This is a genomic window from Azospirillum brasilense (genome assembly GCF_003349955.1).
GTDB classification, from domain to species: Bacteria; Pseudomonadota; Alphaproteobacteria; order Azospirillales; family Azospirillaceae; genus Azospirillum; species Azospirillum brasilense_B.
Map to the genome: position 1 here is coordinate 1 of NZ_QLKQ01000114.1, position 15,895 is coordinate 15,895.

Below are 15,895 nucleotides of genomic sequence, written 5' to 3' on the forward strand. Positions count from 1 at the left end.
CGGAGAGCGGCAACATCGGCAGCCTCAACCCCACCAGCGCCGTCCGCAAGGGGCCCAAGCAGTAACGCCTTCCTAAATCATAAAAAATAAAGCCCCCCGGAAAAATCGGGGGGCGGTTCCAAGACGACTGCACGACATCCCAACGTTACGAAGAATCAAGCCTGACGAGAGGGGAGGGCGGACATGGACACGGCCATCGTCGCCAAAGACGACACGAAAAGGCGCGCCATCCATCCCGGTTCGGGGCGCCGGAACACCCGGCCCCAGCCGAAGGGCCGGCAGGTCGATCCGGCGGCCCTGGCGGAGGTGCAGAACCTTCTCGGCGACCGGTCCCGGCAGCGGGACCTGCTGATCGAGCATCTGCACCTGTTGCAGGACACCTATCACGGGCTGCACGCCCGCCATCTCGCGGCGCTCGCCCACGAGATGCGGCTGGCTCTGGTGGAGGTGTACGAGGTGGCGTCCTTCTACGCCCACTTCGACATCGTGATGGACGGCGAGGACGCCCCTCCGCCCGTGACCGTCCGGGTCTGCGACAGCCTGTCCTGCTGCATGGCCGGCGGCGAAAAGCTGCTCGACGAGCTGAAGGCCGCCGACATGGGTGACGGCGTCCGCGTGGTGCGCGCTCCCTGCATGGGCGCCTGCCACAACGCCCCGGCGGTGGCCATCGGCCACGCCCTGCACGAGAACGCCACGGTCGAGAGCGTGGTCACCGCCGTGAAGAACGGCGAGACTCACCCGCAGATCCCCCCCTATGTCAGCCTGGAGCAGTACAAGGCAGAGGGCGGCTACCGCCTGCTGAGCGACTGTCTGGCGGGCAACGTCCCGGTGGACGACATCCTCGGCAAGCTGGAGGGCGCCAACCTGCGCGGCCTCGGCGGCGCCGGCTTCCCCACCGGCCGCAAGTGGCGCTTCGTCCGCCACGAGCCCGGCCCCCGCCTGATGGCGGTGAACGGGGACGAGGGCGAGCCGGGCACCTTCAAGGACCGTTTCTATCTGGAGAACGATCCGCACCGCTTCCTGGAAGGGATGCTGATCGGCGCCTGGGTGGTCGAGGCGACCGACGTCTACATCTACCTGCGCGACGAATACCCGCACATCCGCGAGATGCTGGAGCACGAGATCGCCGTTGTGGAGAAGGCGGGCCTCGCCGGGCACACCCGCATCCATCTGCGGCGCGGCGCCGGGGCCTACATCTGCGGCGAGGAGTCCGCGATGCTGGAGAGCATTGAGGGCAAGCGCGGCCTGCCGCGGCACAAGCCGCCCTTCCCGTCGGTGGTCGGCCTGTTCGGCCGCCCGACCCTCATCAACAACGTGGAAACGCTGTTCTGGATCAGGGATATCCTTGAGAAGGGCGCCGACTGGTGGGGCGGCCACGGGCGCAACGGCCGCAAGGGCCTGCGCAGCTACTCCGTCTCCGGTCACGTCAAGGACCCGGGCGTGAAGCTGGCCCCCGCCGGCCTCACCATCCGCGAACTGATCGACGAGTATTGCGGCGGCATGGCCGACGGCCACACGCTGAAGGGCTACCTGCCCGGCGGCGCGTCGGGCGGCATCCTGCCCGCCAGCATGGACGACATCCCGCTGGACTTCGGCACGCTGGAGCAGCACGGCTGCTTCATCGGCTCCGCCGCGGTGGTCGTGCTGTCGGACCAGGACGACATGCGCAAGGTCGTGCGCAACCTGCTGGACTTCTTCGAGGACGAGAGCTGCGGGCAGTGCACGCCCTGCCGCGTCGGAACGGAGAAGGCGGTGGCGCTCATCAAGCAACCGGTGTGGGACGAGCCGCTTCTGACGGAGCTCGCCCGGCTGATGGGCACGGCGTCGATCTGCGGCCTGGGTCAGGCCGCGATGAACCCACTCAAGAGTGCGCTGAAGCACTTCCGCGACGATCTGCGCGGGGAGGTCCGGTGATATGAGCGACCGCATCCTGTTCCACCTCGACGACGAGCTCGTCGAGGCCCACGCCGGCGAGACCATCTGGCAGGTCGCCAACCGCCTGGGCACCGAGATCCCGCATCTCTGCTACGCCGACGAGCCGGGCTACCGCGCCGACGGCAACTGCCGGGCCTGCATGGTCGAGATCGACGGCGAGCGCGCCATGTCGGCCTCCTGCGTGCGCCACCCGACGCCGGGCATGCGCGTCCGCTCGGCCAGCGAGAACGCCAAGTTCGCCCGCAAGATGGTCATCGAGATGCTGGTCGCCGACCAGCCGAAGCGGGAGGAGGCCCACGACCCCGACAGCAAGTTCTGGCGCTGGGCCGATCGCCTGGAGGTCTCGGACAGCCGCTTCCCCAGCCGGGAATGCGCGCCGAAGCCCGACTTCAGCCACCCGGCCATGGCGGTGCAGCTCGACGCCTGCATCCAATGCAACCTGTGCGTCCGCGCCTGCCGCGAGGTCCAGGTCAACGACGTCATCGGCATGGCGCTGCGCGGCCACAAGGAGACGATCGTCTTCGACTTCGCCGACCCGATGGGCGACAGCACCTGCGTCGCCTGCGGCGAGTGCGTCCAGGCCTGCCCGACCGGCGCGCTGATGCCGAAGACCCAGGTGGACATGAACAGCGGCGTCTTCGCCGCCGCCCCGGACCGTCAGGTCGACAGCGTCTGCCCCTATTGCGGCGTCGGCTGCCAGCTCACCTACAACATCAAGGATGAGAAGCTGCTGTCGGTGACGGGCCGCGACGGTCCCGCCAACAAGAACCGGCTGTGCGTGAAGGGCCGCTTCGGCTTCGATTACATCCACCACCCGCACCGCCTGACCAAGCCGCTGATCCGCAAGGAGGGCGTGTCCAAGCACGACGTGGACATCGACCCGCTGAATCCGCTGACCCACTTCCGCGAGGCGAGCTGGGAGGAGGCTCTGGAAGTCGCCACCGCCGGCCTGCGCAAGATCCGCGACGAGCGGGGCGGTTCGGCGCTCGCCGGGTTCGGTTCGGCCAAGGGCTCCAACGAGGAGGCCTACCTGTTCCAGAAGCTGGTGCGCGTCGGCTTCGGCACCAACAACGTCGACCATTGCACCCGCCTGTGCCACGCCTCCTCGGTGGCGGCGCTGATCGAGGGCATCGGGTCGGGCGCGGTGACGGCTCCCTTCATGGCGGCCAAGGACGCCGAGGTGATCGTCGTCATCGGCTCCAACCCGACGGAGAACCACCCGGTCGCCGCGACCTTCTTCAAGAACGCGGCCAAGCGCGGCGCCAAGCTGGTCATCATGGACCCGCGCGGCCAGGTGCTGAAGCGCCACGCCAGCCACATGCTGCAGTTCAAGCCGGGCCGCGACGTGCCCATGCTGAACGCCATGCTGAACGTCATCATCAGCGAGGGGCTGTACGACGAACAGTATGTGGCCGAGCACACCCAGGACTTCGAGGAGCTGCGCGCCCACATCGCCAGCTTCACCCCGGAGGCCATGGAGCCGGTCTGCGGCATCCCGGCGGAACAGCTCCGCGAGGTCGCGCGCCTCTACGCCACCTCCAAGGGCTCGATCATCTTCTGGGGCATGGGCGTGTCGCAGCACACCCACGGCACCGACAACGTGCGCTGCCTGATCGCCCTGTCGCTGGTCACCGGCCAGATCGGGCGCCCCGGCACCGGCCTGCACCCGCTGCGCGGCCAGAACAACGTCCAGGGCGCCTCCGACGCCGGCCTGATCCCGATGATGTTCCCGGACTACCGTCCGGTGGACGATCCCGAGGTCCACGCCTTCTACGAGGATTTCTGGGACACCAAGCTGGACTCCAAGCGCGGCCTGACCGTCGTGGAGATCATGGACGCGATCCACGCCGGCTCGCTGAACGGCATGTACGTGATGGGCGAGAACCCGGCCATGTCCGACCCGGACGTGGAGCACGCCCGCGACGCGCTCGCCAAGCTCGACCATCTGGTGGTGCAGGACCTGTTCCTGACCGAGACGGCCAAATACGCCGACGTGGTTCTGCCCGCCTCGGCCTGGCCGGAGAAGACCGGCACGGTGACCAACACGAACCGCCAGGTCCAGCTCGGCCGTCAGGCCCTGCCGCCGCCGGGCGAGGCCCGTCAGGACCTGTGGATCGTCAACGCCATGGCCCGCGGCCTGGGTCTGGACTGGACCTACGAGCATCCGCGCGACGTGTTCCGGGAGATGAAGGGGGCGATGCCGTCGCTCGACAACATCACCTGGGAGCGGCTGGAGCGCGAGCGCTCGGTCACCTACCCCAGCCTGTCCGCGGACGATCCCGGCCAGGAGATCGTGTTCGGCGACGGCTTCCCCACGGCCACCGGCCGCGGGCGTCTGGTCCCCGCCGACGTGATCCCGCCGGCCGAGGAGCCGGACGCCGAGTTCCCGATGGTCCTGACCACCGGGCGCCAGCTCGAGCATTGGCACACCGGATCGATGACCCGGCGCGCCCAGGTTCTCGACGATCTGGAGCCGGAGGCTGTGGCCTACATGAGCCCGGCGGATCTGCGGCGGATGGGCGCCAAGGGCGGCGACCGCATGAAGGTCACCACCCGGCGCGGCACCATCGAGCTGAAGGCACGGTCGGACTACAACGTCCCGTCCGGGCTGGTGTTCGTGCCCTTCTGCTACGCCGAGGCGGCGGCCAACGTGCTGACCAACCCGAAGCTGGACCCCTTCGGGAAGATTCCCGAGTTCAAGTTCGCCGCGGCCCGCATCGAGCCGGCGGCATAGCCAACCGGCGGCCCCCGCTCTCCGCAAGGGAGAACCGGGGGCCGCCACACCCGAGGACGACAACGGCGCGATGCAACAGCGCCGGACGATTTCGAGAGGGATGGAGCGATGAAGACGCAAGCGCTGATGATGGCACCCCCGGCCCCGCGGGCCGAAGGCCGCGCGGAGACGGTGGACCGTGCGGCGAAGGGCAATCTCGTTCAGTCGCTGTCGCGGGCGCTGAGCATCATGACCATCCTCGGCCAGTCGGACAGCCCGATGAGCCTGACCGCGGTGGCCGAAGCGGCGCATCTCTCGCCCTCCACGGCGCACCGCCTTCTGACCACCCTGCAGGAGGAGCGTTACGTGCGCTTCGACCAGGGCAAGCGCGGCTGGGCGGTCGGGGTGCAGGCCTACATGACCGGCACCGGCTTCCTGAAGACGCGCAGCCTGCTCGACGTCGCCCGTCCGCGCATGCGCCGGCTGATGGAGGAGACCAGCGAGGTCGTCAATCTGGCCATCGAGGAGAACGGCGAAGCCATCTATCTGCACCGCGTCGGCGGCCCGCGCGTCGCCCAGGCGGCGCTGCCCGTCACCGACCGCACGCTGCTGCACTGTTCCGCCGTGGGCAAGGCGCTGCTCGCCGGCATGCCCGACACGCGGGTGCAGAGCATCGTCACCCAGCGCGGCATGCGTCAGTTCACCCGGACCACCGTGTCGTCGATCCCGGCGCTGCACCGGGAGTTGATCCTGACGCGCGACCGCGGCTACGCCGTGGACCAGGAGGAGCGGGTCAGCGGCCTGCACTGCGTCGCCGCGGCGATCTACGACGAGCAGGCCCGTGTCATCGGCGCCCTGTCGCTGTCGAGTACCAACCGACGCCTGGACGACGCCCGCGTCGTGGCCTTCGGCGAGATGGTCAAGCGCACCGCCGCGGCGGTGACCGCCGAGATCGGCGGGCGCTTCCCCACCTGATTTTTTGGCTTGATCCCTACGGAATTCGAATTCGCGCCGGCCGGGAGGCGCGATCCGCCCCGATCCGCAAATCCTTCGGATTGGGCTGGGGCGGCTGTTACCCCGGTTTTCCTTCCTGTCACGTAGTGCTGCCCTGAAGAAACTGACCGCGCCCGCAACGGCGCGGTCTTTTTTTTGGCAAAACACTTTGTTTCCGCAATGTGGAAACTTAAGATTCCTTGTTGCGCCCTGACGAGGGCTCTGGCATCATTCTTCTTGCACAGGGTTCTTCACCCTTTGTATCGGGCGGGTTGTTGCTCCGCATTATATGCGAGCCTCTCGGATACTGGCCGTGCTGGAAACAGCACGGCCTTTTTATTGCCGAGACGGCGCTGGACGGGGAGGCTATGCTGCGGTGCGGCAAAACAGCGCGGTCATCGCCGCGGATCGAGCAGGCGCGGGCCGGGACCGTCCTCCGACAGCTCGTCCCAGGGGTTGCGCAGCGGGCATTCGCCAAGCGACAGGCAGCCGCAGCCGATGCAGTCCTCCAGCCCGTCGCGCAGTTTGGTGAGCACGGCGATGCGCTCGTCCAGGTCCGCCTTCCAGGCCGCGGACAAGCGTTTCCAGTCCTCTGCGGTGGGGGTGCGGCCGTCCGGCAGGGTCTTCAGCGCCTGCGCGATGGTGGCCAGCGGGACGCCCAGGCGTTGGGCCACCTTGATGACGGCGATGCGCCGGAGAACGTCGCGGGGGAAGCGGCGCTGGTTGCCGCTGCTCCGCCAACTCGCGATCAGGCCCTTTGATTCGTAGAAGTGGATGGTGGACACTGCCACACCAGAGCGTTCCGCGACCTCGCCCACGGAAAGGTCCTTGTCCATGTCGGCGGGATCGAGAATCGCCATCGCCGGGCCTCCCCTGGGGTTCGGAACCTCTTGACCTCAAGTGAAGTTGAGGTCGTATCGAGAGAGAGTCAACAGCGCGCCGCATCGAGGGTAGCCGATGATTTCACCAACCTCCGTCGACTGGACTTCGCTCAACACCCTGCGCGCCACGCCAGGGCCGGAGGTGACGGCTCTGCCGGCCTCGTTCCTGACGATCACCAAGGCCGCGAACCTGAAGCCGGCCATCGTCCGCCCGGTGCTCGACGGGCTGCTGCGCCAGGGCTTCGTGCGCGAGTACGAGACCCAGTACGGCAAGGCCTACGCCCGCACGCCGGAAGGGAACCAGCGCATCCGTGAAGTGCGGGAGTGGCTGCGGTAAGGTTCGGGATTCTCGGGGGCAACGGCCCCAATCAGGGCCCAGGGTTTGTCGCAGGGGGCCGTAGCCTGACGAAGCGCTGCTCCAGAACCTCTCCCCCCCACTGCGAGCCGAGGTGCTCCTCGATGCAAGTGAAGCCGTGCGCCTCGTAGAGATGACGGGCGGCCGAGAGACCGCTGAAGGTCCACAGATGGGTTTCCGTGAAACCCTGTGCATCCACAAAGGCAAGAGCCTCCGACAGCAACCGACGCCCAACCCCGCCACCGCGTACGCCGTCATCGATGATGAACCAGCGCAGATGTGCGATGCCCTCTCCCATATCCTCCCCGTCGATCGCGATGGAGCCGACGATGTTCTCTTCCCGGACGGCCGACCATATCGCGTTTCGTGGGTTCTCAAGGCGATCACAGAAGGCGGCCAATCCGGCGGCCACAACCGACTCGAACCGCTGCCCGAAGTGGGCGGTCCTTGCATAATAGCGTACGTGCATCTGGGTGATCCGCGCGACGATGCCCTGCCGATATCCGCAGACGATCCTGATCCCCGGGCGCACGCTGTGATCGACGCGGGAGGCCAGGGCGTCGGCATAGAGCCGCAGTCCTGTGGCAACCACCTGCCCCTCCCCGGGATCCAGGCGCTCCAACGCCTCCGACACCTGCTTGGTGGCGAAGGTGTGGATCGCGGCCACGCGCTGCCGCCCCGCCGCGCTCAGGGTCAGCCTCTTGCTGCGGCTGTCGTCCATATCCGCCTGCTCCAGCACGTCTCCTGACCGGACGAGCTTCTGGAGCATGCGGCTGATGCTGGATTTTTCCAGACGGAGGACATCTCCGAGCCGACGCGCCGTGATGCCTGGGCAGGCATCGATTTCGATCAAGGCGTGGACCGCCGATGGAGGCAGATCGGTACTGGCGAAAGCGCCCCCCATGAACCCGAGTTCGCGGACAAGTCGACGGGAGGCCGAGCGGATCTGTTCGATGGTGGCGGACTGTGCGGTCACTTCAGGCTCAACATGGTTGTATGATGCAACCATATCCGAGATGATCTCGGCCCGCTACACTTATTCGTGCGCAGCGCGTGCTTCCCGGTCAGCGATGGCTGGACACGCCAAGGAGAAATCCGTGTCATCCGTGTCAATCCGTGAAGCCCCTGTTGCCCGGCAAAAACCCAGAACCCGGACAAAGAAAAAACGGCGCCCCTTTCGGAGCGCCGTCTTCGCGAGGTGTGCCGTCAGACTGTCGGGAAGCGATCAGACAACCTTGTTGGCGTGCAGCTCGGCGATCTGCTGCGGGGTGTAGCCGAGGCTGGCCAGAACCTCGTCGGAGTGCTCGCCGAGCAGCGGCGACCCGGTCACTTCGACGGTCATGTCGGAGAACTTGATCGGGCTGCCGACGGTCAGGTACTTGCCGCGGGCCTTGTGGTCGACCTCGACGATCGTGCCGCTCTTGCGGAGCGACGGGCACTCGGCGATTTCCTTCATGGTCAGCACCGGGGCGCACGGGATGTCGAACTTGCGCAGGATGTCGACCGCCTCGTACTTCGTCTTGTCGGCCAGCCAGCCTTCGATGAAGGCGAAGATGTCGAAGATCTTGTCCTGACGCGCCTGGGCGGTGTTGTAGGCCGGATCGTCGATCCACTCCGGCTTGCCGAGAGCCTTGCAGATCGGCGCCCAGGCATGGCCCTGGATGGTGAAGTAGATGTAGGCGTTCGGGTCGGTCTCGGCGCCCTTGCACTTCAGCACCCAGCCCGGCTGGCCGCCACCGCCGGCGTTGCCGCCACGCGGAACCACGTCGGAGAACTCGCCGTGCGGGTACTGCGGGTATTCTTCCAGGTAGCCGACGCGGTCGAGACGCTGCTGATCGCGCAGCTTGACGCGGCAGAGGTTGATGACCGAGTCCTGCATCGACACGGCGACCTTCTGACCCTTGCCGGTCTTCGAACGGCCCATGAGGGCGGTCAGGATGCCGATGGCGAGGTGCATGCCGGTGTTGCTGTCGCCGAGAGCGGCGGCGCTGACGGTCGGCGGGCCGTCCCAGAAGCCGGTGGTCGACGCCGCACCGCCGGCGCACTGGGCGACGTTCTCGTAGACCTTCAGGTCCTCGTAATGGTGGCCGTCGCTGAAGCCCTTCACCGAGGCGACGATCATGCCCGGGTTCAGCTCGTTGATGCGCTCCCAGGTGAAGCCCATGCGGTCGAGCGCGCCCGGACCGAAGTTCTCCACGAGGACGTCGGACTCCTTGATCAGCTTCTCAAGGATTTCCTTGCCCGCCGGGGTCTTGGTGTCCAGCGTCAGCGAACGCTTGTTGCTGTTCAGCATCGTGAAGTAGAGCGCGTCCGCTTCGGGAATGTCACGGAGCTGGTTGCGGGTGACGTCGCCGGAACCCGGCCGCTCCACCTTGATGACGTCCGCGCCGTACCAGGCGAGGAGCTGCGTGCAGGCGGGGCCGGCCTGAACGTGGGTGAAGTCGATGATCTTGATTCCTTCGAGCGGCTTGCTCATGGCTCGTTTACTCCCTCTCACTTATTGCGATGCCGTTGTTGAGCACTGGACAACACGGACAAACTGGCGGGATGGGTTGTGGTTACTGACTTGCGGACTCCAACTCCGACAGGCGTCGGCGGAGCTTGCGCTCCTCGGCCCAGCGGCTGCTCTCGTCGCGGATGATGGCGACGATTCCGGTCACCGAGCCGTCCGGCGCGGTCAGCAGGGCGACCGTGAAGGCGATGGACAGGGCGTGCCCGTCCTTGTGCAGGGCCGGGACGCGCAGCACCTCGCTGCCGTAGCGCGTCCGGCCCGTGCGCATGGTGTTGGCATAGCCGTCCCAATGGCGCTGGCGCTGGCGTTCCGGGATGATGATGTCGAGCGATTGCCCCAGCGCCTCGCCCTCCGCGAAGCCGAACATCCGTTCGGCCGCCGGATTCCACACAGTGATGGCGCCCTGCGCGTCGGACACGACGATCGCGTCCCCGGCGGCCATGACAAGCTGTGTGAAATCGACTGTTGCGCTCATGAAAGCATTCGCTCCGACACCGGACCCGAAACCTTCCGGCGCCGTCATGTTTTCTTCAAAACACGCCCGCACCGTTGGTTTTGCACCCCGTTTCCGAAGTGCGATGGGATGTGAGATACCGTATACCAGATGCGAAATGCCTGGCAAGCCCTTTTGTGCGTTAGGCGAACTAATCGCGCTTCGGACCTTTCGCGGCAAATGCCGGAGAGCGGGAAAAGGGGGGCGATCCGGCACCAGGGCACCGCCATGAAGCCTCCGGTATAAAACCGGCACCCGCCTCGTCCGCGGCGGATGAGGGGGCCGGCGGGCGCTCGCCACCGTTGAGCCGGCGGATGATCCGTAGCCGGCAGATATGGCCGTTCGGTTTTCGGTGTGCCAAGATGGCCGACCGCCTCTGATCCGGGGCGGCGGCTTTAACAGGGTAGGGGCATGACGGGGCGTTTCAGAACCAAGATCATCATCGGCATGACCGCTGTCCTGGCCGTGGGAGCGGCGGCGGTCACCTCCGTTTCCCTGTTCCTGTCGCGCGACGCCGCGGAGCGGGCTGTGACGACCCTGGTGGCCGAAACCGCCGACCATCACGGCGCGCGGGTGGCCGCCGACATCTCCGCCGCCCTGGCCGACGCCCGCTCCGCCGCCGCGCTGGTGGAGGTGGAGCGCTCCACCGGCGCCCCGCGCCGCGAGACGGTCAACCGCTACCTCAACCGCCTGATGGCGGTCGGTCCGCTCTACGCCGGGGTGTGGGTGGACATGGCCGACGACGGGTTCGACGGGCGCGACCGCGACGTCGCCGGGATGGACCGCGCCGGCGAGATTCTGGGGCTGCCCGGCACCGGGCGGATGAGCCTGCTGTGGCTGCCCGGCCCCAAGGCCGACGACAGCGAGGGCTATCCTTTCTCCGACGTCAAGGAGAAGGAATATTACCGGGCCGCCGCCGCGGCCGGGAAGCCGGTGCTGACCGAACCCTATCTGGACGACCTGACCAAGACGCTGATGACCAGCGCCGCGGCACCGGTGAAGGACGGCGACCGGGTGATCGGCGTCGCCGGCGTCGACCTGACGCTGAGCGGCCTGACCGATCTGGTCCGCCGGGTGAAGCCCTACGGCGACGGTCATGCGGCGGTGCTCACCGGGGCCGGGGTCTATGTGGCCCATCCCGACGCCGGACGCCTGTCCCATCCCGCCGACGACCTGCCGGAGGAGGCGCGCCGCGCCATCGCCGAGGGGCGGGCCTACGACGGCGTCGTCACGCTCGGCGGCGCCCCCCATTACCTGCGCCTGTCGCCGGTGCGCTTCAGCGGCGCCGATGGGGCGTGGTCGTTCCTGGTCGCGGCGCCGCAGGCCAGCGTGATGGCCGACGCCAACCGGCTGACCCTGCTGACCGTCCTGGTCGGTGTGGGCTGCATCCTGCTCGGCGGTCTGGTGGCGTGGCGGGTGGGCGACGGCATCGCCCGGCCGGTTGCTGGGCTGACCGCCGCCATGGACCGGCTGGCCGCCGGCGATCTGGACACCGCCATTCCCGGTGCCGACCGCAAGGACGAGGCGGGCGCCATGGCCCGCGCGGTCGGGGTGTTCAAGCAGGGGCTGGTGCAGGCCCGCGACCTGGGCCGCCAGCAGGAGGCGGAATGGCGCGCCAGGGAGGCGCGGACCGCCACCCTGCTCGATCTGCAGCGCGGGTTCGAGGAGCGGGCGGGCGGCCTGACCGGGGCGCTGGCCTCGGCGGCGCAGCAGCTCGAATCCACAGCCCGCGCCCTCACCGGCATCGCCGAGCAGACCCACGGCCGGTCGGAGCGGATGACGCTCTCCGCCCATTCCGCCGCGGACAACGTGCAGACCGCCGCCGCGGCGACCGAGGAGCTGTCGGCCTCGGTGGAGGAGATCGGGCAGCAGGTGGGCGAGTCCGCCCGCATCGCCGAGGCGGCGGTGGCCGACGTGAAGCGCGCCGACTCGGCGGTTGTCGTGCTGGCCGACAGCGCGGAGCGGATCGGCGCCGTCGTCGGCCTGATCAACGACATCGCCGGCCAGACCAACCTGCTGGCGCTCAACGCCACCATCGAGGCGGCCCGCGCGGGCGAGGCCGGAAAGGGCTTCGCGGTGGTCGCCGGGGAGGTCAAGAGCCTGGCCAACCAGACCGCCCGCGCGACCGAGGACATCGTCGGCCAGATCAAGGGCATCCGCGACGCGACGGGCGAGGCGGTGGAGGCGGTGCGTGGCATCAGCCAGACCATCGCCCAGGTCAGCCGCATCGCGTCCGGCATCGCGGCGGCGGTGGACCAGCAGTCCGCCGCCACCCGCGACATCGCCCGCAGCGTCCTGCAGGCCGCCGACGGCGCCCGCGAGGTCAGCGGCGGCATGGGCGAGATCCGGGCCGGAGCGGGCGACACGGGCGCCGCCGCCGACCAGCTCCTCGCCGCCGCCGCCGGGGTGGCCGGTCAGTCCAAGGAACTGGCCCGCGAAATCGACCGCTTCATCGCCGGGGTCCACAAGGCCTGATCTGCAATCCGTCCCTCTTCCACCCAGGAAGAGGGACGGATTGCTGAGCGTTACCGCGCCCGCGCCGTGGGCAGGGTGAAGGACACCGACTCCGGGCGGCCCGGCAGAGCGAGCCGGGCCTCCACCGGGGCGCAGCGGCTGACCACGGCGCCGCGGCGCAGGACGAACAGGCGGGTGGCGCGGGTGCGGATCGCCTCCACGGGGTCGGCGGCCTGGAGCACCACCAGATCGGCGTGGCAGCCGACCTCCAGCCCGTAGCCGTCGAGGTGCAGCAGCTTGGCCGGCGCCTCCGTCACCGCGCGGAAGCAGGCGAGCATCCCGTCATAGCCGGTCATCTGCCCGACATGCAGGCCCATGTGCGCGACCTCCAGCATGTCGCCGGAGCCGAGCGGGTACCAGGGGTCCATCACGCAGTCGTGGCCCAGCGCCACCGTCAGGCCGGCGCCCATCAGCTCCGGCACGCGGGTCATGCCACGGCGCTTGGGATAGGTGTCGTGGCGGCCCTGGAGCGTGATGTTGATGAGCGGGTTGGCGATGACGCCGAGCTTGGCCTCGACCATCAGCGGGATCAGCTTGGAGACGTAGTAGTTGTCCATGGAATGCATGGAGGTGAGGTGCGAGCCGGTCACCCGGCCCTGCATCCCCAGCCGCTGCGTCTCGTAGGCCAACGTCTCGACATGGCGGGACAGCGGGTCGTCGGACTCGTCGCAATGCATGTCGACCAGCAGCCCGCGCTCCGCCGCGATCTCGCAGAGCAGCTTCACGGAGGCGGCGCCATCGGCCATGGTCCGCTCGAAATGCGGGATGCCGCCGACCACGTCCACGCCCATGTCGAGCGCACGGCGAAGCAGCTCCAGAGCGCCGGGGGAGCGGAGGACGCCGTCCTGCGGGAAGGCGACCAGTTGCAGGTCGAGGTAGGGGGCGACCCGCCGCTTGACCTCCAGCAGCGATTCCACGGCCAGCAGGCGCGGGTCGCAGATGTCCACATGGCTGCGGATCGCCAGCAGGCCGCGCGCCACCGCCCAATCGCAATAGGCCAGCGCCCGTTCGACGATGGCGTCCTGGACGAGCTGCGGCTTCAGCTCCCCCCACAGAGCGATGCCCTCCAGCAGCGTGCCGGAGCGGTTGACCCGCGGCAGGCCGTAGCTGAGCGTGGAGTCCATGTGGAAGTGCGAATCGACGAAGGGCGGCGTGACCAGCCGGCCCGTGGTGTCGATCTCCTCTCCGGCGGGGCCGGGCAGGTCCTTCTCCACCGCGGCGATGCGGCCCCCGCGGACGCCGATGTCCATGCCGGTGCGGCCGTCGGGCAGCGTGGCGCGGCGCAGGATCAGATCGAACATCAGCGTTCTCCTTTGCGGTACGGGATCATCAGCGCCCGCGGGTAGGAGGCGCGGCGCGCCACCAGCACCAGCGCCAGGATGCTCAACAGGTAGGGCATCATCAGGAACAGCTGGTAGGGCAGGACGCCCCCCGCCACCTGCTGAAGCCGCAGTTGCAGCGCGTCGAAGGCGGCGAACAGCACCGCGCCCAGCAGCGCCTTGCCGGGCCGCCAGGAGGCGAAGACGACCAGCGCGATGCAGATCCAGCCGCGCCCGTTGACCATGTTGAAGAAGAAGGCGTTGAAGGCCGACAGGGTGAGGAAGGCCCCGGCCAGCGCCATCAGCGCGCTTCCCGCCACCACCGCGCCGATGCGCACCGCGGTGACGCTGAGGCCCTGGGCCTCCGCCGCCGCCGGATTTTCGCCGACCATGCGCACCGCCAGCCCGACCGGCGTGCGGTAGAGGACGTAGGCGACCACGGCGACGAGGATCAGCGCCAGGTAGGTCATCGGCGTCTGGGCCAGCGCGCCGGGCAGGGCCAGCGGCTGGAACGGCTCGATGGTCGGCGGGGTGCTCGCCTGCGGCAGGACGAGGCGGTAGACGAAGTAGGACAGGCTGGTGCCGAGCAGCGTCACGCCGATGCCCGCCACATGCTGCGACAGGCCCAGCGGCACGGTCAGAGTGGCGTGCAGCAGCCCCATCAGTCCGCCGCACAGTGCGGCCACCAGCACGCCGGTCCACAGGTCGGCGCCCTGGTAGACGGCCATCCAGCCGGCCATGGCGCCCATCGTCATGATGCCCTCGATGCCGAGGTTCAGCACGCCCGCCCGCTCGCACAGCAACTCGCCCAGCGTGCCCAGGATGTAGGGGGTGGCGATGCGCAGCACCGCCGTCCAGAAGGCGGCGGAGACCAGGATGTCGAGAATGGTTTGAAACAGCTCCATGGCGCTCACCCCCGCCGCAGCCGGTAGCGCGTCAGCAGCCCGGCGACCAGCATGCAGAGCAGGCTGGTGGCGACGAGCACGTCGGCGATGTAGTTGGGCACTGGCATGGCGCGGCTCATGGCGTCGGCGCCGACGAAGATGCCGGCGATGAACACCGCCGCTCCGACCACGCCCACCGGGTGAAGCTGCGCCAGCATGGCGACGACGATGCCGCTGTAGCCGAAGCCCGGCGACAGGTCGAGCGTCAGATAGCCCTTCAGCCCGCAGACCTCGATCACCCCGGCCAGCCCGGCCAGTCCGCCGGACAGCAGGGCGGTGCGCAGCATGACGCGGGTCACCGGCATGCCGGCGAAGGCCGCGGCGCGCGGGTTGGCGCCGACCGCCCGGTTCTCGTAGCCCCAGATGGTCCGGGTGTCGATCAGCCAGAGCAGGGCCGACAGGCCCAGCGCGACCAGCAGGCCGGTGTGCAGCCGCGTGCGCTCGACCAGCTTGGGCAGCTCGGCGGCTTCGACGACCGGGGCGGACTGCGGCCAGCCCATGCCCATGGGGTCCTTCAACGCGCCTTCCAGCAGCATGGAGACGAGCAGCAGAACGATGAAGTTCAGCAGCAGCGTCGTCACCACCTCGTCCACGCCGAAGCGCACCTTCAGCACGGCGGGACCGAGCAGTGTGGCGCCCCCGGCGGCGGCCCCGGCGATCATAACGGTCGGCAGCAGCAGCCAAGCTGGCAGGTCCAGCATGCCGCCGCCCAGCACGACGGCGGCGAGCGCGCCCATGTAGAGCTGCCCCTCCGCCCCGATGTTCCACAGCTTGGCGCGGAAGGCGACGGCGGCGGCGAGGCCGGTGAGGATCAGCGGGGTGGCGCGGGTCAGCGTCTCGGTCAGGGCGAAGCGGGAGCCGGCGGCCCCCTCCAGCAGCAGGCCGTAGGCGCGCAGCACCGGCGCGCCGGTCCAGGCGACCAGCAGCGCGCAGAGCGCCAGCGCCGCCACCACCGCCGCCACGGGCGCCAGCAGGCGGGCGGTCAGCGGGGTATGCTCTCGCGGTTCAAGCCGCATGGTTTTGTCCTTGTTTCTTATTCCCGCGGAGGTGCTTGGGCGCAGACCTTGCCCCCACCCCGACCCTCCCCCGCTTGCGCAGGGGAGGGAGAATTTGCGAAGCGGCGTCCGTCCCCTCCCCTGCGAAGCGGGGGAGGGTTAGGGTGGGGGCATCCAATGAAAGGACTCCGCTTGTATGACTTCCACTCATCGGGCGACCTCCTGGTAGGATGGTTGGCCT

At 68.7% G+C, this 15,895-nt stretch carries 12 protein-coding genes; 5 read left to right on the forward strand and 7 right to left on the reverse strand.

Going from position 1 to position 15,895, the window contains the following annotated elements; all coding sequences use genetic code 11:
• Positions 1–183 precede the first annotated feature (183 nt).
• From DXK32_RS29880 to DXK32_RS29890, 3 genes are all read left to right on the forward strand, one after another.
• Positions 184–1,914 carry an NAD(P)H-dependent oxidoreductase subunit E gene (locus DXK32_RS29880; RefSeq protein ID WP_114861824.1) on the forward strand — a complete coding sequence of 577 codons (1,731 nt, stop codon included), beginning with the start codon at positions 184–186 and terminating at the stop codon, positions 1,912–1,914.
• A 1-nt stretch (position 1,915) separates the two neighbouring features.
• Positions 1,916–4,669 carry a formate dehydrogenase subunit alpha gene (fdhF, locus tag DXK32_RS29885; protein ID WP_114861825.1) on the forward strand — a complete coding sequence of 918 codons (2,754 nt, stop codon included), beginning with the start codon at positions 1,916–1,918 and terminating at the stop codon, positions 4,667–4,669.
• A 108-nt stretch (positions 4,670–4,777) separates the two neighbouring features.
• A complete protein-coding gene (locus DXK32_RS29890; RefSeq protein ID WP_051140212.1) occupies positions 4,778–5,623 on the forward strand; it encodes an IclR family transcriptional regulator in 846 nt (281 codons plus the stop codon).
• A 413-nt stretch (positions 5,624–6,036) separates the two neighbouring features.
• On the opposite strand, the gene soxR is transcribed toward DXK32_RS29890, so the two are convergent.
• Entirely contained in the window at positions 6,037–6,501 is a 465-nt protein-coding gene (soxR, locus tag DXK32_RS29900) for a redox-sensitive transcriptional activator SoxR (RefSeq protein WP_114861827.1), read from the reverse strand.
• A 97-nt stretch (positions 6,502–6,598) separates the two neighbouring features.
• On the opposite strand from soxR, the gene DXK32_RS29905 reads away from it, so the two are divergent.
• The gene (locus DXK32_RS29905) at positions 6,599–6,859 is read left to right on the forward strand and encodes a hypothetical protein (RefSeq protein ID WP_014200106.1); all 261 of its coding nucleotides are present in this window, start codon (positions 6,599–6,601) and stop codon (positions 6,857–6,859) included.
• Positions 6,860–6,890: 31 nt separating this feature from the next.
• Here the strand turns inward: DXK32_RS29905 and DXK32_RS29910 are convergent, their stop codons facing one another.
• From DXK32_RS29910 to DXK32_RS29920, 3 genes are all read right to left on the reverse strand, one after another.
• Positions 6,891–7,886, reverse strand: a complete 996-nt coding sequence (locus DXK32_RS29910; RefSeq protein ID WP_247877410.1) for a bifunctional helix-turn-helix transcriptional regulator/GNAT family N-acetyltransferase — start codon at positions 7,884–7,886, stop codon at positions 6,891–6,893.
• Between the two features lie 216 nt (positions 7,887–8,102).
• Positions 8,103–9,353 carry a formyl-CoA transferase gene (frc, locus tag DXK32_RS29915; protein WP_040138265.1) on the reverse strand — a complete coding sequence of 417 codons (1,251 nt, stop codon included), beginning with the start codon at positions 9,351–9,353 and terminating at the stop codon, positions 8,103–8,105.
• Positions 9,354–9,435: 82 nt separating this feature from the next.
• A complete protein-coding gene (locus DXK32_RS29920) occupies positions 9,436–9,864 on the reverse strand; it encodes a PAS domain-containing protein (protein ID WP_114861828.1) in 429 nt (142 codons plus the stop codon).
• 429 nt (positions 9,865–10,293) lie between these two features.
• Between DXK32_RS29920 and DXK32_RS29925 the strand changes: the two genes are divergently transcribed.
• Positions 10,294–12,357 carry a methyl-accepting chemotaxis protein gene (locus DXK32_RS29925; protein ID WP_114861829.1) on the forward strand — a complete coding sequence of 688 codons (2,064 nt, stop codon included), beginning with the start codon at positions 10,294–10,296 and terminating at the stop codon, positions 12,355–12,357.
• A 50-nt stretch (positions 12,358–12,407) separates the two neighbouring features.
• Here the strand turns inward: DXK32_RS29925 and DXK32_RS29930 are convergent, their stop codons facing one another.
• The 3 genes from DXK32_RS29930 to DXK32_RS29940 are packed head-to-tail and all read right to left on the reverse strand — an operon-like array spanning position 12,408 to position 15,675.
• Positions 12,408–13,697 (reverse strand): amidohydrolase family protein, encoded by a 1,290-nt coding sequence (locus tag DXK32_RS29930; protein ID WP_114861830.1) that lies wholly within the window; start codon positions 13,695–13,697, stop codon positions 12,408–12,410.
• A complete protein-coding gene (locus DXK32_RS29935; protein WP_114861831.1) occupies positions 13,697–14,620 on the reverse strand; it encodes an ABC transporter permease in 924 nt (307 codons plus the stop codon). The genes DXK32_RS29930 and DXK32_RS29935 overlap by 1 nt, the downstream gene beginning before the upstream one ends.
• A 5-nt stretch (positions 14,621–14,625) precedes the next feature.
• The gene (locus DXK32_RS29940) at positions 14,626–15,675 is read right to left on the reverse strand and encodes an ABC transporter permease (RefSeq protein ID WP_114861832.1); all 1,050 of its coding nucleotides are present in this window, start codon (positions 15,673–15,675) and stop codon (positions 14,626–14,628) included.
• Positions 15,676–15,895: the final 220 nt, after the last annotated feature.

What these genes read in the sequence shown, in the direction of transcription:
- DXK32_RS29880 (WP_114861824.1), top strand. Translation starts at nt 184, where the DNA reads ATGGACACGGCCATCGTCGCCAAAGACGACACGAAAAGGCGCGCCATC.
- fdhF (WP_114861825.1), top strand. Translation starts at nt 1,916, where the DNA reads ATGAGCGACCGCATCCTGTTCCACCTCGACGACGAGCTCGTCGAGGCC.
- DXK32_RS29890 (WP_051140212.1), top strand. Translation starts at nt 4,778, where the DNA reads ATGAAGACGCAAGCGCTGATGATGGCACCCCCGGCCCCGCGGGCCGAA.
- soxR (WP_114861827.1), bottom strand. Translation starts at nt 6,501, where the DNA reads ATGGCGATTCTCGATCCCGCCGACATGGACAAGGACCTTTCCGTGGGC.
- DXK32_RS29905 (WP_014200106.1), top strand. Translation starts at nt 6,599, where the DNA reads ATGATTTCACCAACCTCCGTCGACTGGACTTCGCTCAACACCCTGCGC.
- DXK32_RS29910 (WP_247877410.1), bottom strand. Translation starts at nt 7,886, where the DNA reads ATGGTTGCATCATACAACCATGTTGAGCCTGAAGTGACCGCACAGTCC.
- frc (WP_040138265.1), bottom strand. Translation starts at nt 9,353, where the DNA reads ATGAGCAAGCCGCTCGAAGGAATCAAGATCATCGACTTCACCCACGTT.
- DXK32_RS29920 (WP_114861828.1), bottom strand. Translation starts at nt 9,864, where the DNA reads ATGAGCGCAACAGTCGATTTCACACAGCTTGTCATGGCCGCCGGGGAC.
- DXK32_RS29925 (WP_114861829.1), top strand. Translation starts at nt 10,294, where the DNA reads ATGACGGGGCGTTTCAGAACCAAGATCATCATCGGCATGACCGCTGTC.
- DXK32_RS29930 (WP_114861830.1), bottom strand. Translation starts at nt 13,697, where the DNA reads ATGTTCGATCTGATCCTGCGCCGCGCCACGCTGCCCGACGGCCGCACC.
- DXK32_RS29935 (WP_114861831.1), bottom strand. Translation starts at nt 14,620, where the DNA reads ATGGAGCTGTTTCAAACCATTCTCGACATCCTGGTCTCCGCCGCCTTC.
- DXK32_RS29940 (WP_114861832.1), bottom strand. Translation starts at nt 15,675, where the DNA reads ATGCGGCTTGAACCGCGAGAGCATACCCCGCTGACCGCCCGCCTGCTG.